The sequence below is a fragment of the Mesorhizobium sp. M0062 genome, from assembly GCF_040323125.1.
In the GTDB taxonomy this organism is placed as follows: Bacteria; Pseudomonadota; Alphaproteobacteria; order Rhizobiales; family Rhizobiaceae; genus Mesorhizobium.
This window is the reverse complement of record NZ_JAMYUO010000002.1, coordinates 189,312-214,740: the sequence shown is the minus strand read 5'-3', so window position 1 is coordinate 214,740 and position 25,429 is coordinate 189,312. Positions and strand designations below refer to the sequence as shown.

General features: G+C 63.7%; 28 protein-coding genes. 18 read left to right on the top strand and 10 right to left on the bottom strand.

Going from position 1 to position 25,429, the window contains the following annotated elements:
• The first annotated feature begins 39 nt into the window (after window positions 1-39).
• From NKJ64_RS03255 to clpS, 4 genes are all read left to right on the top strand, one after another.
• Window positions 40-342, top strand: a complete 303-nt coding sequence (locus NKJ64_RS03255) for a hypothetical protein (RefSeq protein WP_023683677.1) — start codon at window positions 40-42, stop codon at window positions 340-342.
• A 39-nt stretch (window positions 343-381) separates the two neighbouring features.
• Entirely contained in the window at window positions 382-612 is a 231-nt protein-coding gene (locus NKJ64_RS03250) for a hypothetical protein (RefSeq protein WP_023670004.1), read from the top strand.
• A gap of 155 nt (window positions 613-767) precedes the next feature.
• The gene (locus NKJ64_RS03245) at window positions 768-1,115 is read left to right on the top strand and encodes a hypothetical protein (RefSeq protein WP_023670005.1); all 348 of its coding nucleotides are present in this window, start codon (window positions 768-770) and stop codon (window positions 1,113-1,115) included.
• A 133-nt stretch (window positions 1,116-1,248) separates the two neighbouring features.
• A complete protein-coding gene (gene clpS, locus NKJ64_RS03240) occupies window positions 1,249-1,554 on the top strand; it encodes an ATP-dependent Clp protease adapter ClpS (protein WP_023670006.1) in 306 nt (101 codons plus the stop codon).
• Window positions 1,555-1,596: 42 nt separating this feature from the next.
• Here the strand turns inward: clpS and NKJ64_RS03235 are convergent, their stop codons facing one another.
• From NKJ64_RS03235 to NKJ64_RS03220, 4 genes are read right to left on the bottom strand one after another with little or no spacing between them, the layout of a single operon-like run.
• On the bottom strand, window positions 1,597-3,681 hold the full coding sequence (locus NKJ64_RS03235; RefSeq protein WP_352461958.1) for a hypothetical protein: 2,085 nt from the start codon (window positions 3,679-3,681) through the stop codon (window positions 1,597-1,599).
• 4 nt (window positions 3,682-3,685) lie between these two features.
• The gene (locus NKJ64_RS03230) at window positions 3,686-6,511 is read right to left on the bottom strand and encodes a DUF4159 domain-containing protein (protein WP_023825366.1); all 2,826 of its coding nucleotides are present in this window, start codon (window positions 6,509-6,511) and stop codon (window positions 3,686-3,688) included.
• A complete protein-coding gene (locus NKJ64_RS03225) occupies window positions 6,508-7,422 on the bottom strand; it encodes a DUF58 domain-containing protein (RefSeq protein WP_352461957.1) in 915 nt (304 codons plus the stop codon). Before NKJ64_RS03225 ends, NKJ64_RS03230 begins: the two co-directional genes overlap by 4 nt.
• Entirely contained in the window at window positions 7,422-8,426 is a 1,005-nt protein-coding gene (locus NKJ64_RS03220) for an AAA family ATPase (protein ID WP_023754586.1), read from the bottom strand. Before NKJ64_RS03220 ends, NKJ64_RS03225 begins: the two co-directional genes overlap by 1 nt.
• 144 nt (window positions 8,427-8,570) lie before the next feature.
• Here NKJ64_RS03220 and NKJ64_RS03215 point away from each other — a divergent pair, with 144 nt between their 5' ends.
• Genes NKJ64_RS03215 through NKJ64_RS03205 form a run of 3 tightly spaced genes read left to right on the top strand, consistent with a single transcriptional unit; the run spans window position 8,571 to window position 11,100 of the window.
• Window positions 8,571-9,200: a DUF1285 domain-containing protein gene (locus NKJ64_RS03215; RefSeq protein ID WP_023670010.1), complete on the top strand. Its 630-nt coding sequence runs from the start codon at window positions 8,571-8,573 to the stop codon at window positions 9,198-9,200.
• Window positions 9,200-9,832, top strand: coding sequence for a CoA pyrophosphatase (locus tag NKJ64_RS03210; protein WP_023724971.1), 633 nt, complete (start codon window positions 9,200-9,202; stop codon window positions 9,830-9,832). Before NKJ64_RS03215 ends, NKJ64_RS03210 begins: the two co-directional genes overlap by 1 nt.
• Complete coding sequence (locus NKJ64_RS03205; protein ID WP_031196468.1) at window positions 9,829-11,100, top strand: CCA tRNA nucleotidyltransferase; 1,272 nt, start codon at window positions 9,829-9,831, stop codon at window positions 11,098-11,100. The genes NKJ64_RS03210 and NKJ64_RS03205 overlap by 4 nt, the downstream gene beginning before the upstream one ends.
• Before the next feature lie 6 nt (window positions 11,101-11,106).
• Here the strand turns inward: NKJ64_RS03205 and NKJ64_RS03200 are convergent, their stop codons facing one another.
• The 3 genes from NKJ64_RS03200 to hemF form a co-directional block, all read right to left on the bottom strand.
• Complete coding sequence (locus NKJ64_RS03200) at window positions 11,107-11,292, bottom strand: DUF1059 domain-containing protein (RefSeq protein WP_023670013.1); 186 nt, start codon at window positions 11,290-11,292, stop codon at window positions 11,107-11,109.
• A 230-nt stretch (window positions 11,293-11,522) separates the two neighbouring features.
• The gene (locus tag NKJ64_RS03195; protein ID WP_023754584.1) at window positions 11,523-11,783 is read right to left on the bottom strand and encodes a DUF1344 domain-containing protein; all 261 of its coding nucleotides are present in this window, start codon (window positions 11,781-11,783) and stop codon (window positions 11,523-11,525) included.
• Between the two features lie 238 nt (window positions 11,784-12,021).
• The gene (hemF, locus tag NKJ64_RS03190; protein WP_352461956.1) at window positions 12,022-12,936 is read right to left on the bottom strand and encodes an oxygen-dependent coproporphyrinogen oxidase; all 915 of its coding nucleotides are present in this window, start codon (window positions 12,934-12,936) and stop codon (window positions 12,022-12,024) included.
• 275 nt (window positions 12,937-13,211) lie between these two features.
• Here hemF and NKJ64_RS03185 point away from each other — a divergent pair, with 275 nt between their 5' ends.
• Window positions 13,212-13,469 (top strand): hypothetical protein, encoded by a 258-nt coding sequence (locus tag NKJ64_RS03185; RefSeq protein WP_023683688.1) that lies wholly within the window; start codon window positions 13,212-13,214, stop codon window positions 13,467-13,469.
• On the opposite strand, the gene soxR is transcribed toward NKJ64_RS03185, so the two are convergent.
• Both soxR and NKJ64_RS03175 read right to left on the bottom strand, forming a co-directional pair.
• Window positions 13,466-13,912: a redox-sensitive transcriptional activator SoxR gene (soxR, locus tag NKJ64_RS03180; RefSeq protein ID WP_023806010.1), complete on the bottom strand. Its 447-nt coding sequence runs from the start codon at window positions 13,910-13,912 to the stop codon at window positions 13,466-13,468. The two genes, NKJ64_RS03185 and soxR, sit on opposite strands and share 4 nt — an antisense overlap.
• Before the next feature lie 146 nt (window positions 13,913-14,058).
• Window positions 14,059-14,517, bottom strand: a complete 459-nt coding sequence (locus tag NKJ64_RS03175) for a tRNA (cytidine(34)-2'-O)-methyltransferase (RefSeq protein ID WP_023806009.1) — start codon at window positions 14,515-14,517, stop codon at window positions 14,059-14,061.
• Between the two features lie 283 nt (window positions 14,518-14,800).
• Here NKJ64_RS03175 and NKJ64_RS03170 point away from each other — a divergent pair, with 283 nt between their 5' ends.
• The 5 genes from NKJ64_RS03170 to NKJ64_RS03150 are packed head-to-tail and all read left to right on the top strand — an operon-like array spanning window position 14,801 to window position 19,977.
• The gene (locus NKJ64_RS03170; RefSeq protein ID WP_031356133.1) at window positions 14,801-15,370 is read left to right on the top strand and encodes a hypothetical protein; all 570 of its coding nucleotides are present in this window, start codon (window positions 14,801-14,803) and stop codon (window positions 15,368-15,370) included.
• Window positions 15,371-15,397: 27 nt separating this feature from the next.
• Entirely contained in the window at window positions 15,398-17,293 is a 1,896-nt protein-coding gene (locus NKJ64_RS03165) for an ABC transporter ATP-binding protein (RefSeq protein WP_023806007.1), read from the top strand.
• Between the two features lie 10 nt (window positions 17,294-17,303).
• On the top strand, window positions 17,304-19,187 hold the full coding sequence (locus NKJ64_RS03160) for an ABC transporter ATP-binding protein (protein ID WP_023806006.1): 1,884 nt from the start codon (window positions 17,304-17,306) through the stop codon (window positions 19,185-19,187).
• A 3-nt stretch (window positions 19,188-19,190) separates the two neighbouring features.
• Window positions 19,191-19,667: a GNAT family N-acetyltransferase gene (locus NKJ64_RS03155; RefSeq protein ID WP_352461955.1), complete on the top strand. Its 477-nt coding sequence runs from the start codon at window positions 19,191-19,193 to the stop codon at window positions 19,665-19,667.
• A 1-nt stretch (window position 19,668) separates the two neighbouring features.
• The gene (locus tag NKJ64_RS03150; RefSeq protein WP_023670023.1) at window positions 19,669-19,977 is read left to right on the top strand and encodes a DUF6665 family protein; all 309 of its coding nucleotides are present in this window, start codon (window positions 19,669-19,671) and stop codon (window positions 19,975-19,977) included.
• 20 nt (window positions 19,978-19,997) lie between these two features.
• Here the strand turns inward: NKJ64_RS03150 and NKJ64_RS03145 are convergent, their stop codons facing one another.
• Window positions 19,998-20,342 carry a cupin domain-containing protein gene (locus NKJ64_RS03145; protein ID WP_023683696.1) on the bottom strand — a complete coding sequence of 115 codons (345 nt, stop codon included), beginning with the start codon at window positions 20,340-20,342 and terminating at the stop codon, window positions 19,998-20,000.
• A 314-nt stretch (window positions 20,343-20,656) separates the two neighbouring features.
• Between NKJ64_RS03145 and petA the strand changes: the two genes are divergently transcribed.
• From petA to NKJ64_RS03120, 5 genes are all read left to right on the top strand, one after another.
• The gene (petA, locus tag NKJ64_RS03140; protein ID WP_023670027.1) at window positions 20,657-21,217 is read left to right on the top strand and encodes a ubiquinol-cytochrome c reductase iron-sulfur subunit; all 561 of its coding nucleotides are present in this window, start codon (window positions 20,657-20,659) and stop codon (window positions 21,215-21,217) included.
• A gap of 16 nt (window positions 21,218-21,233) precedes the next feature.
• Complete coding sequence (locus tag NKJ64_RS03135) at window positions 21,234-22,577, top strand: cytochrome b (RefSeq protein WP_023670028.1); 1,344 nt, start codon at window positions 21,234-21,236, stop codon at window positions 22,575-22,577.
• A 23-nt stretch (window positions 22,578-22,600) separates the two neighbouring features.
• The gene (locus NKJ64_RS03130; RefSeq protein ID WP_023670029.1) at window positions 22,601-23,473 is read left to right on the top strand and encodes a cytochrome c1; all 873 of its coding nucleotides are present in this window, start codon (window positions 22,601-22,603) and stop codon (window positions 23,471-23,473) included.
• A gap of 185 nt (window positions 23,474-23,658) precedes the next feature.
• Entirely contained in the window at window positions 23,659-24,804 is a 1,146-nt protein-coding gene (locus tag NKJ64_RS03125; protein ID WP_352462036.1) for an alpha-hydroxy acid oxidase, read from the top strand.
• A gap of 9 nt (window positions 24,805-24,813) precedes the next feature.
• Window positions 24,814-25,359 carry an adenine phosphoribosyltransferase gene (locus NKJ64_RS03120; RefSeq protein WP_013529989.1) on the top strand — a complete coding sequence of 182 codons (546 nt, stop codon included), beginning with the start codon at window positions 24,814-24,816 and terminating at the stop codon, window positions 25,357-25,359.
• Window positions 25,360-25,429: the final 70 nt, after the last annotated feature.

Below are 25,429 nucleotides of genomic sequence, written 5' to 3'. Positions count from 1 at the left end.
GGCTGCGACGCGAAGTCTCCGGAGTAACGGACATCACCAATGCACAGGTTCACGATCAGCTTGATGGGTGCGCTGCTCAGCATTCCGCTCGTCACAGCCGCGGTCGGAGCCACAACCGCAAAGGTGACGCCGATCACAAGGAGCGAGCGCTGCATCGATCTCAATCGCCAGGTAGACGAAGCCCTTGAAACCCATGCCGCGGCAACGCAGGTCACCGCGGCGAAAGCACTGCAAAGAAAGGGAAACCGGTTCTGCGCCAACAAGAAACAGGCACAGGGTATCCGGATGCTCGCGAACGCTTTGAAGCTGCTTGGAGTGACACCGATCGACCCGGTTCAGTGACACTCGAAACTCGACCCGCACAAAGAAGGAAATGAAGCCATGAAAAAGTCCATCCTCTCCGCCACCGGTCTCGCCGTCGCTCTCGCTTTCGCAATGCCGGCTCTGGGCAATGCCGCTGCCACCACGACCGCTGCTCCGGCTGCTTCCACGACCACCGCTCCGGCGACCACGACCGCCAAGCCCCCGGTGAAGAAGGTCGTCGCCAAGAAGCCCGTCAAGAAGCACAAGAAGGCGAAGAAGGTCGTCAAGACGGACGCCCCGAAGGCCTGATCCAGACAGCCAACAGGCTTGTCTGTAACAAGGCCGCTCCAGCACCCCCCCGGCTGGAGCGGCCTTGTCGTGTGAGTGCATGATTACCCGTTGATGGGTGCCGGCCACCCAGGACTTTAACCCGTTTGCAATGCCGGTCCGGTAGGATAGCCCGCATGAAGAAGCGGCTTTCATCCATTCTGCGCTCGATGGCCATCGGCGGCCTTGTGGCCTCGGCAATGGTCAGGGTGCTGATCCAGTTCACCGCCAGCCCGGTGCCCGATCCGGTGAGCGGGCGCACGGAGCCGTCGCTGTTTGCACCGGCAATCTCCAGCAGCTGGCAATACATCACACCATGGCAAAGCCTGCTGCTTACCGTGATCACCGGCGCGGCGCTGGCCTGCTTCTTCGGCTGGCTCGCGGTCGCCTGGGTCGAATACAAGGCGGCCGGATCAAGGCCGGATGCGGCATCCAGCGCACGGCAATTCCAGGCTCGTCGCGTCGCCGATCGCCAGAGCCGTTGAACCGCAGCGTACAGTTCCTAAATTTGTGAACGGCAGCACTTCCGGGAAGCCGGTTTGGCGCGCCGATCAAAATGGACGACGGCTTTCCCCCATGACAAAGTGAGAGCGACCCCTCGCGCGATACCGGTTCCCGATGCCTGAAATCAGTTCCAAACCCCGCACCAAGACCAAGCCGCGGACCGAGCGGCCGAAGCTCTACAAGGTCATCCTCATCAATGACGATTTTACGCCGCGCGAATTCGTGGTGACGGTGCTGAAGGGCGAGTTCAAGCTCAGCGAAGACCAGGCTAACCGGGTGATGATCACCGCGCACCGGCTCGGCGTTTGCGTCGTTGCCGTCTTCACCAGGGATGTCGCCGAGACCAAGGCGACACGGGCCGTCGACGCGGCCAAGGCCAAGGGGTACCCGCTGCTGTTTACGACGGAGCCGGAGGAGTAGGTTGAGCGTCTTTCTCCCCGTATAGTGACGGAGAAGGGATCCTTACCTTCCCTCTCTGTACCACATCGCGCCCATGGCCAGCAGCAGCAGGCAAAGGCCGAGGAAGCCGCCGAACAGGGGTACGCGCGAGACGGCTTTGAGCACGCTGTCGTCGGTGCTGCGCAGGCCGATCCAGTCTGCGCCCGAGGCCGCACCGGAGGCGCGGACCGGGACGATGGAGGGCAGGGCGACGCTGCCGGTGAGCTGGCCAAGGGTGGAGGAGGCCGCCAGCCGGCGCACGCTGCCGCCGGTGGCCTCAGTCGGAGCCTTCAAGCGGTCCTCGGTAGAGACGACGTCGGAGAATTCCGGCGCGTTGACCGGGCCGACATGGGCGAGTGCGGTCAGGTCACCATTGCCGATCTGGTAGAGGCCGATCTCCTTGGTCTCGATGCTGCCCAGGAAAACGCCGGGTTCGGACTTCTCCAGCTTGACGATCAGCGCCTTGCCCGAAGGGGTGATCACCTGCGCCGGGCCGGGATCGTCGCTCATCGTCTGGCGGCGGATTTCCAGCATCATGCCGCGGCCGTCGGCGGTCAGCCGCTCTTCCTCGAGTTCAGGTTCCTTCATCAGCCAGTGGGCGATGCGGCGGTAAAGCTGGACATGCGGCCCGCCACCCTCGAAGCCGCGCGCCCATAGCCAGCCCTGATCGGACAGAAGCATGCCGACGCGGCCTTCGCCCTTATGATCGAGCAGAAGCAGCGGGCGGTTGTCGGCGCCCTTCATCACCACTTCGCCTTCGGGGTTCTGCACGCCGATGGTGCGGAACCAGCGGCTCCAGCGCGGCGGCTCGGTCGCCGAGCCGTCGAGGCCGCGCGTCACCGGATGGCGCTGGCCGAGATCGGTGAGGCGCGGATAGAAGGCCTTGTCGATGACTTCGCCGGTCGGCATTGCCGGCAGCGACGACATTAGCGGGGTGCGGGCAATCGAGGAGTCGCCGGCATATTCCGGCCCGGCGGCGATCAGCAGCGCGCCGCCCTTTTCGACGTATTCGGAGATGTAGTCGTAATAGAGGATCGGCAGCACGTCGCGGTGCTGGTAGCGGTCGAATATGATGAGATCGAAATCCTTGATCTTCTCGACGAACAACTCGCGGGTCGGGAAGGCGATCAGCGACAGTTCGTTGATCGGCGTGCCGTCCTGCTTTTCCGGCGGCCGCAGAATGGTGAAATGGACGAGATCGACCGAGGCGTCGGATTTCAGCAGATTGCGCCAGGTGCGCTCGCCGGCATGCGGTTCGCCGGAAACCAAAAGCACGCGCAAGTTCTCGCGGATGCCGTCGATCAGCGCGATGGCGCGGTTGTTGGCGTCGGTCAGTTCGCCCGGCTCGCGGTCAATGGAGAGTTCGACGATGTTGCGGCCGGCGCCGGGGATGGTCACCTGCAGCGGCATCGCCTGTTCGATGGTCGCCTCTTCGACCGCGACCTGCTCGCCATTGACCGAGACGCGGACATCGACCGGGCCGGTTTCGCCGTCGGTGGCGATGACGCGGTAGGTCATGTCGAGCGGCTTGCCGACGAGGCCGAAGCGCGGCGCGTTCTCGAAGCGGATGCGGCGGTCCTTCTCGTGCTCGTTGCCGGTGATCAGCGCGTGCAGCGGCGCATTGAAGTCGGGGGCGGCCGGGGCGTCATGCACCTCGCCATCGGTGATCATGATGGCGCCACCGATGCGCGAGGGCGGCACGTCGCGGAAGGCGCCTTCAAGCGCTGCAAAAAGCTTGGTCTCGGTGAGCTCGTCGGCAGCTTCCGACTTGCCGGCCTCGACGACGCGGACGTCGAACTGCTTGAAGCGGCCAAGGCGCTGCTGCAAACCGGCAAGCGCTTCGTCGGTCTGTTTGGTCCGGTCGCCGATATCCTGGCTCTGGCTGCGGTCGACGATGACGGCAACGACGCTCTTCAGCGCCTCGCGCTCCTCATCGAGGAAGACCGGATTGAGGAGTGCTGCGCCCAGCGCAATCAGCGCCGCGAAGCGGAAGATCGCGCCGCGCTGGCGAAACCACAAGCCGACAGCCGCCAGCACCAGCAGCGGTGCGAGCACCAAAGCCAGCAAGGGCCAGGACAGCAGCGGTTCGAAGGAAACCGACCAGTTCATAGGCTTACTGCCCCAGCCGTTCGAGCAGGATCGGCACGTGCACCTGGTCGGATTTGTAGTTGCCGGTCAGCATGTACATCATGATGTTGACGCCGGCGCGCAGCGCATAGATGCGCTGCATCGGATCCGATGGCACGGTCGGCAAAAGCGGGTCACCATTCTCGTCGACGGCCCAGGCGCCGGCAAAATCATTGGCGGTGATCAGGATCGGCGAGACGCCGTCGCCGACGCGTACCGGCCGATTCTCGGCATTGCTGGCCTCCAGCGAGGCTTCCACCCAGAGCGGGCTGCCGGAGAAGCGGCCGGGAAATTCGGGCAGGATGAAGAAGGATTTGGTCAGCACATGGTCGGCGGGCACCGGCTCCAGCGGCGGCACGTTGAGATTGCCGAGAATGTCGCGCAACCGTTCCGTCGCCGGGCTCGCCGAATCCGCACCGATGCCGTTGGCGAACTGGTCGCGCGTGTCGAACAGCACCGTGCCGCCCTGCTGCATATAGGCGTCGATGCGGGCGATCGCGGCTTGGCTCGGCATCGGCGCGGAAGGATCGATCGGCCAGTAGATCAGCGGATAGAAGGAAAGCTCGTCCTTCGAGATATCGACGCCCGCCGGCGCGCCCGGCTCGAGCGCGGTCTTCTCGATCAGGAAGCGGGTCAGGCCTTCGAGCCCGGCGCGGCTGATCGAATCGTCACCGGGCACACCGGTCAGCACATAGGCGATGCGGGTCTTGGCAATATCCTCGATAGCCGCGGCATCGCCGGGCTTGGCATCGTCGGCGCGGGCGAGGTCGGCATGGCCAAACAGCATGCCGAGGCCAAGCAGCAGCGCAGCCGTCGTTGCCGCAGCCGAGCGGGCGCGGCGCGGCCGGCGCGACATCAGCCCGCCCATCCAGAACACCGCCAGCGTGTCGAGTAGCATAAGCACAAGTGCCGCTGTGACCAGCGATCCCTTGAGGTCGCGCGATTCATCGAAAGCGTACTGGATATTGGTCACCGGCACTGTGAATTGCGGGCGCACCAGCGGCGCGAAGGCGGTGGCCGGGTCGAGCAGATTGTGGGCGAAAACGCCGGTTTCCGAGCCATAGAGGCCGGGCGGGTTCTCGAACGTCACCGGCAGCGAGCCGGCGCCGGGGACCAGCGGTCGTGCGTCCGGCGTCGGCGGCACCAAAGTGCCGTCGGCGGCTATCATGCGATAAGGCGCCAGCGACGTAGCAGCGGCTTCGGCGTTGGCGACCGCCGCACCCTGGTTGCGCGACAGCTGCACGATGCGCCGCAGCATCTCGACGAAGCTGCCGGAGATCGGCAGCGTCGACCATGTCGCTTCCGGGGTGATGTGGAACAGAACCAGCGTGCCCTTGCCCTTCTTCAACCCGGTCACCAGCGGGGTGCCATCGGCAAGGGTTGCCCAGGTGCGTTCGACGATGTCCGGGGTCGGTTCGGCCAACACCTGCCGGCTCACCGTGACCTCGGCCGGCGGTGCGAGGTCGGCGAACGGGCCGTTCTTCGGGAATTCGGTCACCGCTTGCGGCGTTGTCCATGACAGCGCGCCGCCAAGCGAGCGCTCGCCGGTGCGCAGCCTGACCGGCAACAGATCATCGTCATTGCCGGCGGCGGCCAGCCGCGAACCGGCAAAGCGCACCAGCGTGCCGCCATTGTCGACCCAGTCGACCAGCCGCTGATGGACCTGCGGCGGAATGGTACCGATATCGGCCATGACGATCATCGCCGGCTTCTGGTCGAGAAGCTGCGGGATGGCGTCGGCGAGATCGACGCTCGACGGTTCGACCAGATCGGCGAAAGGCTGCAGCGCGCGCCTGATGTAATAGAGCGGCGACAGAAGCGGCTGCGCCTGGTCGGCCTCGGCCTGCGATAAAAGTCCGACGCGGCGGCGCTTGGAGCTTTCGTCGAGCACGCGCACCGCACCTGCCTGGCGTTCGCCGTCGAGCGCGATCGAGGCGAAGTCGTTGCGCAGTTCGAACGGCACCGCCATCGTGCCGGTGGCGGTGGTCTCACCCGGCGCGAAGGTCAGCGTCGCGTCGGCGATGCGGCGGCCCTTGTCGTCGAAGGCGCCGGCTGTGACTTGTGCCGGCGCCGGATCGCCGGGCGCGCGAATGGCGGTCAGGGCGAAGCCGTCGACCTCGTTCTCGGCGCCGGTGAGCCCAGTCAGCGCCAGCCGGTCGGAATTGGCCCAGACGACACGGGCGGCATTTTTCGACAGCAGTGTGTTGAAGGCGGCCTCGTCGCCCTTTGCCGCAAGGCCGTCGGCGAGAACGGCAACGCTGGCGCCGAGCAAGGCTTCCAGCACGCCGGCGACGCGGGCATAGACAGCGGGTCGGTCGGTCGGGATCGGCCTCGGCTTGGCGGCGCGCAGCCGGTCGAGGGCAGCCGCCGCATCGAAGGGGCCGATCTCGGCGTTCGGCTTTTCGGCGGTGAAGGCGATGACGACCGGTACGCCGTTCGAACCGGCATCGGCGATCAGCCGCTGGGCGGTGGCGACGCGCTTGCCCCAGTCGGCGGCACTCGCCCAGTCATTGTCGATGACCAGCGCCAGGGCGGCGCCCTCGGCCGGCAATTTTTCGCGCGGATTGAAGACGGGTTCGGCCAAAGCGGCGACGACAAGGGCTGCCATCAGCAGCCGCAGCAGCGTCAGCCACCACGGGCTCTGCTGCGGCGTTTCCTCGCGCTTCAGCACGCGAGCGAGGATCTTCAGCGGCGGAAAGATTTCGGACTGCGGCTTGGGCGGCGTGAGCCTGAGCAGCCACCAGATCACCGGCAGCGCCAGCAGGCCCCACAACACGATGGGAGCGCCAAAGGAGAGCGGCAGCCAGCTCATGCGCCGGCCCTTCCCACGAATGCGCCATCGGCGGTCATCGCCATGTGGATGCGCACCAGCGCCTCGGAAGCGAGGCGGTCGGTGTGGTTGACGGTATAGCTCCAGCCGAGGCGCTTGCACCAGCTGGCCAGCTCCTGGCGGCGGGCGGTGTAGAGCAGGCGATATTCGTCGCCGAGCATTTCGGCGCGGCCGGCGGTCAGCTTGTCGCCGGTCTCGGGATCGGTGAATTCGGTGCGGCCGGCATAGGGAAAGGTCTCCTCCGCCGGATCGGCAACCTCGATCAGATGCGCACGCACGCCATGCCGCGTCAGCACATCGAGCCATTCCATGGTCTCCTCGACCGGGTCGAGGAAATCGCTGACGACGACGATGTCGCAGAAGCGGCGGACGGCGGACAGGTCAGGCTTTGCCGGCGGGTCGGCGGCGTGCATCAATTGCGCCGCGATGCGCTCGGCGCCGTTGCGGGCGGTGAACGGATCGGTCAGGCCGGGCCACGCGATGCGCTCGCCGCTGCGAGATAGCAATTCGGCCATGGCCAGTGCCAGCACCAGCGCGCGCGATTCCTTGGAAACGCTGGCGCCAGTCGATTTGTAGAGCATGGAGGGCGATGGGTCGGCCCAAAGCCACACCGTGTGGGCTGCTTCCCATTCGCGGTCGCGCACATAGGTGTGGTCGTCCCGGGCCGAACGGCGCCAGTCGATGCGCGAGGAATCGCCTTCGACATAGGGGCGGAACTGCCAGAAATTCTCGCCGATGCCGCGCTTGCGGCGGCCATGCCAGCCGGCAATTACCGTATTGACGATACGGCGTGCCTCGACCAGCAGGTCCGGCACCAGCGAAGCCCGCAACCGGCCCCTGGCGAGCGCGTCGCGCGTCGCTGCCGGTGCCTGGACTTCGCCGATACGCGCCATCAGATTCCTTTGGCCAGTTTCGCTACCACGTCGCGCACGGTCGTGCCCTCGGCGCGGGCGGCAAAGGTCAGCGCCATGCGGTGCTGCAGCACCGGTTCGGCCAGCGCGCGGATGTCGTCCACCGACGGCGCCAGCCGCCCGTCATAAAGCGCGCGCGCACGGGCGCACAGCGTCAGCGCCTGGCTGGCGCGCGGGCCGGGACCCCAGGCGACATGCTTGTCGGTCTCGGCATTGCCCTGGCCGGGACGCGCCGAACGCACCAGTTTGAGGATGGCGTCGACGACGGTTTCGGGCACCGGCATACGGCGGATCAGCGTCTGGATTTCCCTCAGCCGCGCCGGCTGCAGCACGTTTTGCGCCTTGGCGTCCTCGATGCCGGTGGTTTCGAGCAGGATGCGCCGCTCGGCCTCGATTTCGGGATAAAGGATGTCGACCTGCATCAGGAAGCGGTCGAGCTGCGCTTCGGGCAGGGGATAGGTGCCTTCCTGCTCCAGCGGGTTTTGCGTCGCCAGTACATGGAAGGGCGCGGGCAGGTCGTGGCGAATGCCGGCGATGGTGACGTGATATTCCTGCATCGCCTGCAGCAGCGCCGACTGGGTGCGCGGCGAGGCGCGGTTGATCTCGTCGGCCATCAGCAATTGCGCGAAGATCGGGCCGGAGATGAAGCGGAAGGAGCGCTTGCCGGCCTCGTCCTGTTCCATCACCTCTGAGCCGAGAATGTCCGACGGCATCAGGTCGGGTGTGAACTGGATGCGGCGCGAATCGAGGCCGAGCACGACACCGAGCGTTTCGACCAGCTTGGTCTTGGCAAGGCCGGGCACGCCGACCAGCAGCGCATGGCCGCCGGCAAGCAGCGCCACCAGCGTGCGCTCGACCACCACTTCCTGGCCGAAAATGACGCGGCCGACGCCGTCGCGCACCCTGGAAATATCGGCCAGCGCCGTCTCGGCCTGGGCGATCATGTCCTTTTCGCTGATTGGGCTTTCCTTTACCATTACGCTCATGCCGCATCGATCCTTGTGCTGGAAGTACCGGCTTGCACTGTAGTGCCTTAGAATGCCGCGATTCGGCTTCGCCTGGCGCCTACGAATGAATTTAAATCACAGACTTAGGCTGACAAGCGGAACAACAGTGACTATTTCGTGACCATGACGGAACGCTCCGAACATCGCGAACACAGCCTTGCTGCCGCAACCGAGGCGCGCGGTCTCGAAGCGTTGATCTCGCGTGCGGCTCGCGCCGGCAAGGGCGCGGCGCCGGTGGAGCGCTGGAATCCCGACTTCTGCGGCGATCTCGACATGGAGATCAAACAGGACGGAACGTGGTTCTATCTCGGTACGCCGATCGGCCGCATGCCGCTGGTGCAGCTGTTTTCCAGCGTGCTGCGCAAGGACGAGGATGGCAGGACCTATCTGGTGACGCCGGTCGAACGGGTCGGCATCCGCGTCGTGGACGCGCCTTTCATCGCGGTTGAAATGGATGTTTCCGGCGCCGGCGCCGAGCAGACCATCACTTTCCGCACCAATGTCGGCGATGTCGTCGAGGCCGGGCCTGGCCATCCGCTGCGCTTCGTCGACGAGAACGAGACCGGCGGCCTGAAACCCTATGTGCTGGTGCGCGGGAGGCTGGAAGCGCTGGTGGCGCGGCCGGTGATGTACGAACTGGTCGAGCATGGCGAGGAGATCGATATCGGCGGCAAGACGATGTTTGCCGTGCGCTCGAAAGGCGAAATCTATCCGATCATGCCGGCGGAAAAACTGAAGCGGCTGAGCGCATGATGGATCAGGTGAGGCCGCCGCCGTTTTCCACAGCGGATTTTCGCGCGCGGGTTGCGGCGCAAGCTGAAGCCCATGCCGGCGACGATTATGGCGATCATCGCTTCAACCCCGGCCATCCACGGTTGACGCAGCTCAAAGCGCTGCGCGACGCCGCGGTGCTGATCCCGGTCGTCGATCATGGACGCGACGCGACCGTGCTTTTGACGAAGCGGGCGGAAAAACTGCGCAGCCATTCCGGGCAGGTGGCTTTTCCCGGCGGCACCATTGATCCCACCGATGCGACCCCGGAAGCAGCGGCCTTGCGCGAAACCTTCGAGGAGATCGGGCTCGGCCAGGACCGCATCGAGATCATCGGCCGCATGCCCGATTATGTCGCCGGCAGCGGCTATCGCATCGCGCCGGTGCTGGCGATCGTCGAGCCCGGTTTTACGCTGTCGCTCAATTCCGACGAGGTCGACGCCGCCTTCGAAGTGCCGCTTTCGTTCCTGATGGATCCGGCCAACCACACCAGGGACAGCCGCATGTGGAACGACCTGGAATGGTTCTTCTACGATATGCCCTATGGCGGCCAGCGCATCTGGGGCGTCACCGCCGGCATCATCCGCACGCTCTATGAAAGGCTCTATGCTTGAGTGATCCGATATCGCTGGCGGGCAGAGCCGACTGGCTGGGTGAAAAGCATCTGCAGCGGCTGCTTGCCGTGCTGGCGCAGGGCGGCGAGGAAGCCCGCATCGCGGGCGGCGCGGTGCGCAATGCGCTGATTGGGCAGCTGGTCGCCGATATCGACCTTGCTACCACTTGCCTGCCCGAGGAAACCGTTCGCCGCGCCGAGGCGGCGGGCTTCAAGGCGGTGCCGACCGGCATCGAGCACGGCACGATCACGGTGATTGCCGGCGGCGCGCCCTATGAGGTCACCACGCTGCGCGCCGACATCGAGACCGATGGCCGCCGCGCCAAAGTGTCGTTCGGCCGCGACTGGAAGGCCGACGCCGAACGGCGCGATTTCACCATCAACGCGCTCTATGCGGAGGCTGACGGGACGGTCGTGGACCTGGTCGGCGGCGTCGGCGATATCGAGGCACGAAGGCTGCGCTTCATTGGCGATGCCGAGCAGCGGATCCGCGAAGACTATCTGCGCATCCTGCGTTTCTTCCGCTTTTTCGCCTGGTATGGCGAGGGTCGGCCCGATGCCGAGGGATTGAAGGCCTGCGCCCGGCTCAAGGACGGTCTCGCCCATCTCTCGGCCGAACGCATCTGGTCCGAGCTGAAGAAGTTGTTATCGGCCCCAGATCCGTCGCGCGCCTTGCTGTGGATGCGCCAGGCCGGCGTGCTCACCAGCGCCCTGCCGGAAAGCGAGAAATGGGGCATCGATGCCATTCATGGGCTGACCAAGACAGAGAAGGATCTGGGCTGGGCGCCGGACCCGCTGCTCAGGCTGGAGGCGATCGTGCCGCCCGATGCGGCGCGGATGAAGACAGTGGCCGAGCGGCTGAAACTTTCGACCACTGAGGCGGAGCGCCTGCGCCACTGGGCGCTGACGGCTGCCGTCGAGCCCAAGACAAGCGAAGCGGAACTGGCCAAGAAACTCTATTCCGGCGAGCGCCAGGGTTTTCTCGATCGCCTGCGGCTGTCGCTGGCGTCGGCGCGAGCGCGGGCTCTCGAGGACAATGACGCGCTGGTTCAGGCCGGCGGGTTTTCGCGCCTGCTCGCTTTTGCGCTGAAATGGGAAAAACCGGTGTTCCCAGTCAAGGGCGGCGATCTGACGGCGCTTGGCGCGTCGCCGGGGCCAATACTCGGTGCGATCCTGAAAAACCTGGAAAAGGAATGGATCGGGTCCGGCTTTGCGCTCGATCGCGACGCGCTGCTGGAGCGCGCCGCGGAAGCCTTGAAGGCCAGATAGGACTGCTCAGGCCGCGTCGCGAACTTTCTCGATGCGCGAGCGGATCGCCTCGATCATCGTCTCGCGAATGACCGTTTCGCCATGTGTCTCGCGCATATGGTCCACGGCGCGGCGCATGACCTCGGCTTCCTCACCGGCACGCGTGTGCCACTCACAGCCGGGAACCAGCGAGCCGCAATGGAATTCCTTCATGGGATTTTCTCCTTTCCTCCTTGGAGCCTGTGTCTCTCATGGGCACACGAAGCTCCGCCATCTCTGTTCCGCGCCCTGTCACAGCAGTCGGTTTCGGGGGCACGCACGGGGGAGCTAGCATAACACGGTTCGACCATTTTGGTTGCCGTGGGTGCGAAAAAGGCGGAGCAGCGCTGCTCCGCCCCTCTTGCCGGGCTAAGCCAAGGCGAGAACGTTCGGTCTTGTCCCGGTCACTTCTCGATCTTGACGGACTCGGCAACCTTGTTCTTGCCGCTCATGTCCCAGGAAACGCGGACCTTTTCGCCGGCCTTCAAGCCTGGATCCTTGAAGGTCTGGGGCAGCGTGAAGGTGGATCCATCGTCCAGAACAAGGCTCATGGCCGTGCCATCATAGGTCTTGACCGTACCGGTGGTGTGCTTGACCGCGGCAAAGGCGACCGAACCGGAAGCGAGAAGGGCAGCGGCGGCTGCCGAAACAATGAGCTTTCGCATGTAATACTCCTGGAAATGCGGGCATCCGTTTGGAAAATGCTCCGCCTTGTTCAGGGCCGTCCGGTAGCGTCGTGTCGCGGTTCGGGACTGAACCGCCGGCGCTTCCCGGCCCGAAACGACAAATAGTCTTTTTATTTCAATTGCCTATTAGACGAAAAAGATAATGGCGATGCCACATTGGCTGCCCAGATTCGGCGAATGGGACGTCAATGCGGCTCACGTTGCGCTCACCGATAGTTTACGGCCACCTGACCTCCGGCGGCAGGCTGGACAGGATCGAGGCGACATTGCCCCCGGTCTTCAGGCCGAAAATGGTGCCGCGATCGTGAAGCAAGTTGAATTCTGCGTAACGGCCGCGGCGAATGAGCTGCTCGTCGCGGTCGTCGTCGGTCCAGTTCTCGTTGAAATGGGCGCGAACCAGGTGGCCGTAGACGACAAGGAAAGAACGCCCGACATCCTGGACGAAGTTCAAATCGGCATTCCAGCCGCCTTTCTCCTCCCCCGAATGCAGCCAGTCGAAAAAGATGCCGCCGACGCCGCGCGGCTCGTGGCGGTGCGGCAGATAGAAATACTCGTCGCACCAGGCCTTGAATTTGGGGTGGTCGGCGATCGCAGCGTTCTTCTCGCAGGCGAACTGCATGGCTCGATGGAAGGCGATGGTATCGGGGTCGTCTTCGGTGCGATGGCGATCAAGCACCGGCGTCAGGTCAGCGCCGCCGCCGAACCAGTGGCGCGACGTCACGACCATGCGGGTGTTCATGTGCACGGCCGGCACGTTGGGGTTCCACGGATGCGCAATCAGCGAAATGCCTGATGCCCAGAAGCTCGGATTCTCCTCCGCGCCGGGCATCTGCTTCCTGAATTCGGGCGAGAACTCGCCATAGACGGTCGAGGTGTGGACGCCGACCTTCTCGAAGACGCGGCCCCGCATCATCGACATGGTGCCGCCGCCGCCCTTTCCATTGTCGCGTTCCCACGGCGTCTTCTCGAAGCGGCCGGGCGACCATTCTGCCAGCGGACCGGTCAAGTCGTGCTCGATCTGCTCGAAGGTGGTGCAGATGCGCTCCCGCAGCGTCTCGAACCAGAGCCTGGCCTTCATTTTCTTCTGTTCGATGTCGGCTGGCAGGCCTGCCGGTATTTCTGGTCGTTCCAAAATGCTGTCTCCGGTCGCAGCCGACAAAGGACCTAGTGGAGTGAATTTGACATTTGCACACAGCGTGGCGCAGGGCACGACGCAAATGTCAAATTCGAAAACTCTGCTAGAAACATAAACTTGCTAGCGGTCCTTGTGATTCCAACATTCGCAACGGCGCCTGGGGATTAGGGAGGCGAATGTTGGAATCGGACCACTAGCCTTTTCCGGGCGCGATCCCTAATCTCTTAGGGGCAAGGGTCAAGTGTCATCTGGTTCGGCCCAGGAGTTCTTTCATGCGCACGCCGGCAAGACCGCCGCTGCATGGCCTGAAGAAAAGGCTCGATCGTTCACGCGCCGAGCGCGAGCGCATGCCGCGTGACGGGTTTTTGCGGGAGACCTTTGTCTTGCCGCGCCCCGATGCGCGGCTCAAAGCCAAGGAATGGTTCGAACGCTTTCCCAAGCAGGCCTACTGGACCGAGATCGAAAGCTGGTTCGAACGGCCAGGCGACGTCATCGAATTCACGATACGGCGGCTGCCTGCGGCGGATTAGAATTCCGCAAGCAGTCGCCTTGCGCCCGGCCCTTGCGCACTCAAGCGATCTTCCCTGTTTCGCAGCGGGCATTTGTCGATCGACATGCAGCCGCAGCCGATGCAGTCGGTCAGGCCGTCGCGCAGCTTCTTTAGCTGAGTGATCTTGCGATCGAGGTCGTCGCGCCAGCCGGTCGACAACAGGTTCCAGTCCTCGCGCGTCGGGGTACGGCCTTCTGGGAGCGATTCAAGTGCGGCGCCGATCTCGGCTAGCGAAATGCCGACCTCTTGGGCGATCCGGATGATTGCCACCCGCCGCAGCACGTCGCGGCCATAGCGCCGCTGGTTGCCCGACGTGCGGTGGCTGCGGATCAGCCCGCGCCGCTCGTAGAAATGCAGCGCCGAAACCGCCACGCCGCTGCGCATGGCCAACTGGCCGACCGTCAATTCCTTTACCGGAGCCATCTCGATTTTCCGCTTGACCTCAACTTAAGTTGAGCTTGTAGCCAGGAAAGGTCGATAGGGCAATTGAGGAGAAGGCGATGTGCGCCTGGGTGAGAATGATGCAAGACGCAACGGCCGTTGGCGATGACGACAACGCGCTGAAGGGTCTAGCCGAGCTGCCGGATGGCTTCACCGGCGACCATGGCGACCGACAGCGCGACGTTGATGCTGCGCGTGCCCGGCTGCATCGGGATCGTCAGCCGCCCATCCGCCGCCTGATGGACAGGATCCGGCACGCCGGCGGATTCGCGGCCGAACAGCAGGATGTCGCCTTGGGCGAAGCTGAAGCCCGCATAGGGGGTCGCGGCTTTGGTGGTGAGCAGCACCAGCCGGCAGGCTTCGCCCTTGCGCCAATCCTCGAAGGCGTTCCAGTCGACATGGCGGGTCAGGGCAGCCATTTCGAGGTAGTCCATCCCGGCACGCTTGAGCGCTTTGTCGGAGAGCGGAAACCCGGCTGGTTCGATGATGTCGACGCCAAGGCCGAGGCAGGCGGCGAAGCGCAGGATAGTTCCGGTGTTGCCGGCGATGTCAGGCTGGTAGAGGGCGATGCGGAGACGGTGGTTCATTTCCGCGTCTTTCTAATAAGTGGCAGATCGGCCACAGCGGGTGGCTGGTTTTGGAAATTGCTGGACCTGCGGGTGGCCATTTTCTGCGAAGTCGATTATACCGCACGCATTGTCAACCCGAACCGATGGAGGGGTATTTCATGATGACCATGCACATCCAGCGCCCCTCCCGTGGGCTTACCTGCCTGCTGGCGGTTTCGGTACGACGATTTACCTGATTTCTTAGATCTGATCGCACCGATTCCCGCCGAACCCGATTTTCGGCTCTCGAAGGAATCCTGCGATGTTTTTCAACCGGTTAAAGGGGCCAAGCGCCCCAGCTGAGCATGTCGCGACCGAGGCCTATCCTCGTGTCCCGACGGATACAATCCGTGCCTCCGGCCGAACGCCGGCGCACGACATTGCTTCGCCTTTTTATGTCTATTTTCACACGGAGGACGGACCGATGTTCGATCCCTATAAGATACCGGGTTCAAGAAGCCTGCACGAACGCAAGACGGCGACCTGGGCGTTGCTGGTCGGCGAGACCTATTCGTCGGCGGTTCACGCGCAGACCCGCCGGCGTCCGCATCGCGGCATGTTGCCGGATGTCGATTTCTCGCGTGCGGTTCCCGACCACAGCCGGCCGTCGCTGGTGCGCCGGATCATCCGGCTGATCCGGCCGGGCGCGAAAAACCGGACTGGCGGCGGCGTGCCGTCAGCTCATTCGAAGGCTCCTGTCGGTGAAAAGCCCGCAAGTCCCTATATTGCGCGAAGCAGGACCGATGGCCCGGGTGATTCCGGGCCGTCGGTCCCCGCCGACGTACGGTCTGGGGACGCGGAGCGCCCCGGGGATTTTTCCCGCGCCGCATGAGCGGACAAAAGTTTTGTGAGCATCACTATGTTCAGCTGGTTTGAAAGAAGGCTCGATCCGTTCCCCGCAGCGGAACCGGTCGAGCCGCCGAAGACGCTGGTTGCCTTCTGCGTGCATTATACGCGCGGCGCCTGGCCATACATCATCGTCGACGCGGTGCTGGTGACGGCGATTGCCATCGCGGAAGTGTGGATGTTCGGCTTCATGGGCCACATCGTCGACTGGCTGTCCGGGCAGAACCGCGAAACCTTCCTGCAGACCGAGAGCTGGAAGCTCGCCGGCATGGCCTTCGTCGTGCTGTTCGCGCTGCCGGGTACGGTATGGCTGCATTCTTTGCTCAACCAGCAGACGCTGATGGGCAACTACCCCATGCGCATCCGATGGCAGGTGCATCGTTATCTCTTGAAGCAGTCGATGAACTTCTACCAGGACGAATTTGCCGGCCGCATCGCCACCAAGCTGATGCAGACGGCACTCGCCGTGCGCGAATGCGTCATCAAGGTGATCGAGGTGCTCAATTACGTCATCGTCTATTTCCTCGGCATGCTGTTCATCGTCGGCTCGGCCGACTTGCGGCTGGCGGCACCTCTCGGCGTCTGGCTGCTCGGCTATATCGGGTTGTTGCGCTATATCATCCCGAAGCTGGGCAAGGTCGGCGAGGCGCAGGCCAATGCGCGCTCGACGATGACCGGCCGCGTCGTCGACAGCTACACCAACATCCAGACGGTCAAGTTGTTTTCCCATGCACGGCGCGAAGCAACGTTCGCCAAAGAAGGCATGGCAGGCTTCCTCGACACGGTCTACCGGTCGATGCGGCTGGTGACGGTGCTTTACGGGCTGCTCTATATCCTCAACGCGCTGCTCCTGTTTTCGGTGACGGCGCTGGCGCTGTGGCTGTGGCTCGGCCAGGCGGTGACGATCGGTGCCGTCGCCGTGGTCATCGGCCTCGTGCTCCGTATGTGGGGCATGTCGCAGTGGATCATGTGGGAAATGTCGAGCCTGTTCGAGAACATCGGCACGGTGCAAGACGGCATCGCCTCGATCTCGCTGCCGCGCCTGGTCGAAGACCGGCCGGGGGCGAAGGACATTGCCGTCACCAAGGGCGAGATCCGCTTCGACGACATTCGTTTCCACTATGGCAAGCAGAAGGGCGTCATCGAGAACCTGTCGCTGACGGTGAAGCCCGGCGAGAAAGTCGGCATTGTCGGGCGCTCGGGTGCGGGCAAGTCGACGCTGGTCAATCTCCTGTTGCGGTTCTACGACCTCGAGAACGGCCGGATCCTGATCGACGGCCAGGAGATCGCTTCGGTGACGCAGGATTCGCTGCGCGCGCAGATCGGCATGGTGACGCAGGACACTTCGCTGCTGCATCGTTCGGTGCGCGACAACATTCTTTACGGGCGGCCCGATGCGACGGAGGAAATGCTTGTCGAGGCAGCCGGGCGGGCCGAGGCGCTGGAGTTTATCGGCAGGCTTTCGGATCACACCGGACGTAAAGGGCTCGACGCTCATGTCGGCGACCGCGGCGTCAAATTGTCCGGCGGCCAGCGGCAACGCATCGCCATTGCTCGCGTTATGTTGAAGGACGCACCGATACTTATCCTTGACGAAGCGACGTCGGCGCTGGATTCCGAAGCCGAGGCCGCCATCCAGGAGAATCTCTACAAGCTCATGCAAGGCAAGACCGTCATCGCCATTGCGCACCGGCTGTCGACCATCGCGGCGATGGACAGGCTCGTCGTCCTCGACAAGGGCCGTGTCATCGAGGAGGGGTCGCACGAGGAACTCGTCGCCAGCGGCGGGCTCTACGCGCAGCTCTGGCAGCGCCAGTCGGGCGGGTTCCTGCTCGATGACGGTCCGGTCGATGCCGCCAATGACGCTGTTGCCAACGACATCGGCGTGAAGGGTGAAGCCGCAGAGTGATGACGTCAGCATGATGACAGCCGTCTATCGCTGGTTCGAGGACTGGGTCTATCCGTTCAGGGAGCCGGCGGACCTTCGGCCACCGTCAAGCGTCGGCGGCTTCCTCTGGCACTATGTCGGCCAGGCGAAGTTCGCCTTCTTCGCCATGCTTGTCATCGGCGGCATCGCGCCGCTGATCGAGGCCGGGCTTTTCTACTTCGTCGGGCGGCTGGTCGATATTCTCGATCAGCTTCCCGGTGAACGCAGCTGGGACGCGCTGTGGACCGCCGCCGGGCCTGAGCTTGTCTTCATGATCGCAGTGGTGCTGGTCATCCGCACCATCGTCGTCGGCCTGTCGGCGCTGGTCAACGAACAGACGATCACGCCGGGGTTCTACAATCTGGTGCGCTGGCAGGCGCACCGGCACGTATCGCGCCAGTCCTACACCTTCTTCCAGAACGATTTCGCCGGCCGTATCGCGACAAAAGTCTGGCAGGCGGGGCAGGCGACCGGCGACCTGATGGAGAGCTTCATCGAGGTCATCTGGTTCATGCTCATCTATACGGTGACGACCTTGGCGCTGGTCGCCGGGCTGGATCTGCGCCTGGCCGTGCTGGTGGTGATCTGGATCCTCGCGTTCGCCTGGCTGGCCAAGCTCTATCTGCCCTCGATCCGCAGGCATGCCGAGGCCACGGCTGAAGCTGGCTCGATGATCAATGGGCGCATCATCGATTCCTATTCCAACGTGCAGACGCTGAAGCTGTTCTCGGCCGACGGCGACGACCGCTACATCAAGAACGGCTTCGACATCTATCTCGATGCACTACGGCCCTTCACCCGCCGGCTGACCGGCGTGCGCATGGCGCTGACGACGCTGTCGGGCATCATGATCACCGCGATTGGCTGCTTTGCCGTCTATCTCTGGGTCGAAGGGTCGATCACCGTCGGCGCCGTCGCGTTCACGCTGTCGCTGGTCTTGCGGCTCAACATGCTGCTCGGGCGCGTGATGATGCAGCTCAACGGCATATTGCGAAATCTCGGCGTCTTGGAAAACTCCAAGGCGCTGATCTCGCAGCCGCTTGGCCTTGTCGATGCGCCGGATGCGAAAGAGCTTGTCGTCGCCGGCGGCCGCATCGAGGTGAAGAATGTCGAGTTCCACTACGGCAAGGGTTTTGGCGTGCTGAATGGCATCGACCTTGTGGTCAAGCCTGGCGAGAAGGTCGGGCTGGTCGGGCCGTCCGGTGCGGGCAAGACGACCTTAGCCAATCTCATCCTGCGCCTCTACGACCTCGAGAGCGGGAAAATCCTGATCGACGGGCAAGACGTCGCCGAGGTGACGCAGAACTCGCTGCGCGCCAATATCGGCGTGGTCAGCCAGGACACGGCGCTGTTCCACCGCTCGCTACGCGACAACATCAAGCTCGGCATGCCGGATGCAACTGACGCCGAGGTGATCGCGGCGGCGAAGAAGGCCGAGGCGCACGAGTTCATATTGGGCCTGCGCGACAACCGGGACCGTACCGGCTACGAGGCTTTTGTCGGCGAGCGCGGCGTGAAACTGTCGGGCGGCCAGCGCCAGCGCGTCGCGATCGCCCGCGTCTTCCTCAAGGATGCGCCGATCCTGATCCTCGACGAGGCGACCTCGGCGCTCGATTCCGACATCGAGGCGGCGATCCAGGAGAATCTGGCCAGGCTGATGGAGAACAAGACGGTCATCGCCATAGCGCACCGGCTGTCGACCATCGCCGCGCTCGACCGTCTTGTGGTGCTGGACGGAGGCCGCATCGTCGAACAGGGCACGCATGACGAGCTGGTGGCGCTCGACGGGCTCTATGCGCGGCTGTGGAAGCGGCAGTCCGGCGGCTTCCTCTACCACGAGGAAAGCGTGCTGGAAGAGACACGGCCGGCGGAGTAGGGCATGGCAGCGTCGCCTGATATCGGCTACGTCCTCAAGCGGCTGCGGCCAACCGCGCCGGCCTTCGATGCGCTGAAGGAGGAGAGCCGGCTGGAAGGCTACTGGATGCTGGTGCGGCTGGCGGATGGCTGGGCGGGCGGCCGCAACAAGTTCCTGAAACGAGGCGAGGCGCTGTTTGGTGCATGGCATGGCCGAGAACTCGCTGGTGTGTGCGGGTTGAACATCGATCCTTATTTCGAAGGCAGGGACCGCGGCCGGGTCAGGCACCTGTTCGTCAGCGCGCGTCATCGCCGCAGCGGCATTGGCCGCATGCTGGTCGAGACCGTCATTGACAGGGCACGTCAGCATTTTGCCGTGCTGAACACCCGCGCGCCACAAGAAGCCTTTGGGTTCTATGAACGGCTTGGTTTCCAGCCGGTGGTGAGCGAAGAATTCGTCACGCACCGCATGATGCTCTCTCAAGACATAAAAGGAGGCTGAGATGTCACTGCGTCCGCCATCCCTAGGCGCCTCGGCTGCCGAAGCCGCGTTCGACGCCCTCGGCCATGAGATATTGGCTGAAAAGGCCGCAGCGCTCGGCCGTGCCGGCCAACGGGTCGAGGAAACGCTGGCCAAGCTCCGTCAGAACAACGGCGACGAGGAGCAGCGACCGCGGCTGCTCAAGGAGGCTGCCGCGGCGGTGCACGCCTATTTCATCCAGCGTGAACTCTGCGGCCTGCGCCGGCATGAGTCGGCCATCCGCGAATACGATATCCCAAGGGCCGTGCTGGTCAGGCTCGGTGCAAGCTAGAGGTCACCAGCCGGCAACAATCATTCCAGCCATTCGGTGATGAAGCTGCCGTTTTCGTGGATGTCGGTCGTTTCGAGCGGGCCTGGGCCAAGATTGGTGAATTTGTGCGGCGTATCGGGCGGCACGATCAGGATCTGGCCGGCCGTGGCCTCTATCTGCTGGTCGCCGATCGTGAACAGGCCGGTGCCTTGCCGGATGATGAAGATTTCACAATAGGGATGCGTGTGCAGGCGCGGGCCGCCGCCAATCTCTTCCTGATAGTTGAAAATCAGGCAGGAGTTGGAGTCGTAGGCGCCGCATTGCAGTTCGCCCTGCCAGCGGCCGGGCGTCCTGGTCCAGGTCTCGCGGTCGATAATATGTGCCATGCCGGCGAAACTAGATCACGGCAACCTATCCTGTCGAGACAGGCGGGGAGCCTCGGATTTGCTGATATTTCCCTGTTGTTTAGCCGCCTTTGCCGACCTTTGGGCATCTGGCCAACTGACGCGCTGTTCTGTCCCCGCGACAATCTGCCCTTGTGGCTTCAGCCCGCTGGACAAAAACGGGCTTCACGCATAAACCGAAATCCAAATGCCGGAGGAATTCGCTAGCTTGTTCGCCATGCGCTGTCGGGCCGGCGCGATGGAGCGGGGACAAAGCTCGGCCGCCGGCTCGGAAGAGGCGAAAGGATCAGGCACCCGTGAGCGCAACCGACACCCAGGATCCCAACCGTCGTGATTTTCTCTACGTCGCCACCGGCATGGCCGCAGTCGTTGGCGCAGGCGCCGTTGCCTGGCCGTTCATCGACCAGATGCGCCCCGATGCCTCGACGCTGGCGCTCGCCTCGGTTGAGGTTGATGTCGCCTCGCTGACGCCTGGCATGTCGCTGATTGTCAAATGGCGCGGCAAGCCGGTCGTGGTGCGCAACCGCACCGAGCAGGAGATGAAGGACGGCGAGGCCGTGAACCTTGCCGACCTCAAGGATCCTATTGCCCGCAACGCCAATCTGCCCGCCGATGCGCCGGCGACCGACGCCAACCGCACCACGCCCGGCAAGGAAGCCTGGATGGTGATGGTGCAGGTTTGCACGCATCTGGGGTGCATTCCGCTTGGCCAGGAAGGCGATTTCGGCGGCTGGTTCTGCCCGTGCCACGGTTCGGTGTACGATACCGCCGGCCGCATCCGCAAAGGCCCGGCGCCGGAAAATATGGCCGTGCCGGTATTCAAGTTCATTTCCGATACCAAAATCCTTATCGGTTGAGGCAGGGGATAATTCGATGAGCGAGGGACACTCGACCTATACGCCCAAGACCGGTATCGAACGCTGGTTCGACGCCCGCATGCCGCTGCCGCGCATGGTCTATGACAGCTTCATCGCCTATCCGGTGCCGCGCAACCTCAACTATGCGTGGACCTTCGGCGGCATCCTCACGATCATGCTGGTGGCGCAGATCCTGACCGGTATCGTGCTGGCCATGCACTATACCGCCGACACCAATCTCGCCTTCAATTCGGTCGAGAAGATCATGCGCGACGTCAATTCGGGCTGGCTGTTGCGCTACATGCATTCCAACGGCGCCTCGTTCTTCTTCGTCGCCGTCTACATCCACATCTTCCGCGGGCTTTATTACGGCTCCTACAAGGCGCCGCGCGAGCTGCTGTGGATCCTCGGCTGCATCATCTATCTGCTGATGATGGCGACCGGCTTCATGGGCTATGTGCTGCCCTGGGGTCAGATGAGCTTCTGGGGTGCCACCGTCATCACCGGCTTCTTCAGCGCCATTCCGCTGGTCGGCAACTGGATCCAGGAACTGCTGCTCGGCGGTTTCGCCGTCGACAACCCGACGCTCAACCGCTTCTTTGCGCTGCATTACCTGCTGCCGTTCATGATCGCCGGCGTCGTCGTGCTGCACGTCTGGGCGCTGCACGTGGTCGGCCAGTCGAACCCGACCGGCATCGAGGTGAAATCGAAGACCGACACCGTTGCCTTTACGCCCTATGCGACCATCAAGGATGCATTCGGCATGATCGTGTTCCTGTTCTTCTTCGCCTATTTCGTCTTCTACCTGCCGAACTTTCTCGGTCATCCGGACAATTACACGATCGCCAACCCGCTGAAGACGCCGGCCCACATCGTGCCGGAATGGTACTTCCTGCCGTTCTACGCGATCCTGCGCGCCATCACCTTCAACATCGGGCCGATCAACTCCAAGCTCGGCGGCGTGCTGTGCATGTTCGGCGCCATCGTCATGCTGTTCCTGGTGCCTTGGCTCGACACCTCCAAGGTGCGCTCGGCGGTCTACCGCCCCTGGTACAAGCTGTTCTTCTGGCTGTTCGTCGCCGACGCTGTCCTGCTTGGCTGGCTTGGCTCGCAGCCGGCGGAAGGCGGCGGTCTGTTGACCCTCCTGATAGGTGAGGTCTCGGGCAACTACGTTGGCTACGCTCAAGCGGCGACACTGTTCTACTTCGCGTTCTTCCTCGTCATCCTGCCGGTGCTTGGCCTGATCGAGACGCCACGCAGACTGCCGAATTCGATCACCGAGGCGGTGCTGGAGAAGAACAAGGGTGCCGGAGGAGGACATCCGGCCGGTGCGACCGCCGCGCCGGAAACCAAAGGCTGAGTGAGAATCTAAGGGGATTTGGCATGAAAAAGATTCTCACCTCGCTCGCCCTGCTAGGCGTGTTTGCCGCTGGCATCGGAGCCGTCGGCAGTGTGGCGATCGCCGCTGAAGAGGCGCACAACGCGGCGGCACCGACGCATTTCCCGATCCACGAGCCGAAGGAGATGGACTGGACTTTTGCCGGTCCGTTCGGCACCTACGACAAGGCGCAGCTGCAGCGTGGCCTGAAGGTCTACAAGGAAGTCTGCTCGGCCTGCCACTCGATGAATTTGGTGGCGTTCCGCACGCTGGAGGACCTCGGCTATTCGGAAGCGCAGATCAAGTCGCTGTCGGCCGAGTACACCATCCATGATGGACCCAACGATGCCGGCGACATGTTCGACCGGCCGGGCAAGCCGTCAGACCATTTCCCGGCGCCGTTCGCCAATGAGGAGGCGGCTGCCGCTTCCAACGGCGGCGCTGCCCCACCGGATATGTCGCTGCTGGCCAAGGCGCGCGGCGTCGAGCGCGGCTTCCCGCGCTTCGTCTTCGACATCTTCACGCAATATGCGCAGGGCGGCCCGGACTACATCCATTCGCTGCTGACCGGCTACGACGAGACGCCACCTGCCGGCATGGTGATCCCCGAAGGCACCCACTACAATCCATACTTCATGTCCGGCGTGTCGCTGAAGATGCCCAAGCCGCTCTCCGACGGCCAGGTCACCTATGATGACGGTTCGCCGCAGACGATCGACCAGTATTCGCGCGACGTCTCGGCGTTCCTGATGTGGGCGGCCGAGCCGCATATGGAAGACCGCAAGAAGACCGGCTTCCGCGTGCTGGTGTTTCTGCTTCTGTTCGGGGCGCTGATGTATCTGACCAAGCGCAAGGTATGGGAAGGCGTGGCGCACTAAGCCGCATCTTATTCCTCGGAAATGGAAAGGGCGTCTTCGGACGCCCTTTTTGCTTGCCAAACCGGACATGGTTCGCATCTTGGCGCAGCAGCCGTCCAGTAAGAAGTCCGTTGGCACGGCGCCATGCGATTGGTATTGCACGCGCGCCCGGCGGATAGCCGGCTAGAGGGGCATTTGGATCGATGATGCGGCTACGCGACTGTCACAACTTTTCCGATTTCCGGCGCATGGCCCAGCAGCGGTTGCCGGGCCCAATCTTCAACTACATCGATGGCGCGGCCGACGACGAGGTCACCTATCGCCGCAACACCGAGAGTTTCGAGCGCTGCGACCTCGTTCCCAACGTGCTGCGCGGGGTAAGCGAGATCGACATGTCGGTGACGGTGATGGGCCAGAAGCTGGCCATGCCCGTCTATTGCTCGCCGACCGCCTTGCAGCGGCTGTTCCATCATCAAGGCGAGCGCGCGGTGGCCAAGGCTTCGGCCAAATTCGGCACTATGTTTGGCGTGTCCTCGCTCGGCACCGTCAGTCTTGAGGAAGCGCGCAAGATCAGCAGCAGCCCGCAGGTCTACCAGTTCTATTTCCACCGGGATCGCGGCCTCAACCGGGCGATGATGCAGCGGGCGAAAGCGGTTGGAGTCGAAGTGATGATGCTGACCGTCGACAGCATCACCGGAGGCAACCGCGAGCGCGACAAGCGCACCGGCTTTGCCATCCCCTTCAAGCTCAACCTTGCCGGCATGCTGCAGTTCGCGCTGAAGCCGGGATGGGCGATCAACTATTTCACCCATGAGGGGTTCAAGCTGCCGCAGCTCGACGAGCATGTCGACATGGGCGGCGGCACGATGTCGATCAGCCGCTACTTCACCGAGATGCTCGATCCGTCGATGACCTGGGACGATGTTGCCGAGATGGGCAGACTGTGGGGAGGTCCGTTCTGTCTCAAGGGCGTCATGTCGGTGGAGGATGCCAAGCGCGCCGTCGAGATCGGCTGCAGCGGCATTGTGCTGTCCAACCATGGCGGCCGGCAGCTGGACGGCTCGCGGGCGGCGTTCGACCAACTGGCCGAGATCGTCGATGCCGTCGGCGACAGAATAGACGTCATCATGGATGGCGGCGTGCAGCGCGGCACCCATGTGCTGAAGGCGCTGTCGCTCGGCGCCAAGGCTGTTGGCGTCGGCCGCTACTATCTGTTCCCCTTGGCGGCGGCCGGACAGCCGGGCGTCGAGCGGGCGCTGGAGCAGATGCGGATCGAGATCGAGCGCGGCATGAAGCTGATGGGCTGCAGTTCGATCGAACAATTGTCGCGCAACAACCTCCGTTTCAGGTAATCTCGACCCATGAAATCCTCGCTCGAAGACACGCTGCTCGCCGCGATCCGCACCATTCCGGACTACCCCAAGCCCGGTATCCTGTTTCGCGACATCACCACTTTGCTCGGCAATGCGCGCGCCTTCCGCCGCGCCATCGACGAGCTGGTGCATCCCTATGCCGGCCAGAAGATCGACAAGATCGCCGGCATCGAGGCGCGTGGCTTCATCCTCGGCGGTGCGGTCGCGCACCAGCTTTCGGCCGGCTTCGTGCCGATCCGCAAGAAGGGCAAGCTGCCTTACGAGACGGTACGCGTCGCCTACAGCCTGGAATACGGGCTGGACGAGATGGAGATGCACAAGGACGGCGTTGCGCCGGGCGAGAAGGTGATCCTGGTTGACGACCTGATCGCGACCGGCGGCACGGCGGAGGCGGCGGTCAAGCTGCTGAGGCAGATCGGCGCCGATATTCTTGCCGCGTGCTTCGTCATCGACCTGCCGGATCTCGGCGGACGGGCGAAGCTCGAAGCGCTGGGCGTGCCGGTGCGGACGTTGATCGGGTTTGAGGGGCATTAGGGAGTAGGGAGTAGGGAGTAGGGAGTGAAGCTCCGCATTCCGTGCAAGGAGCAGCACCCACTGCTGCCTA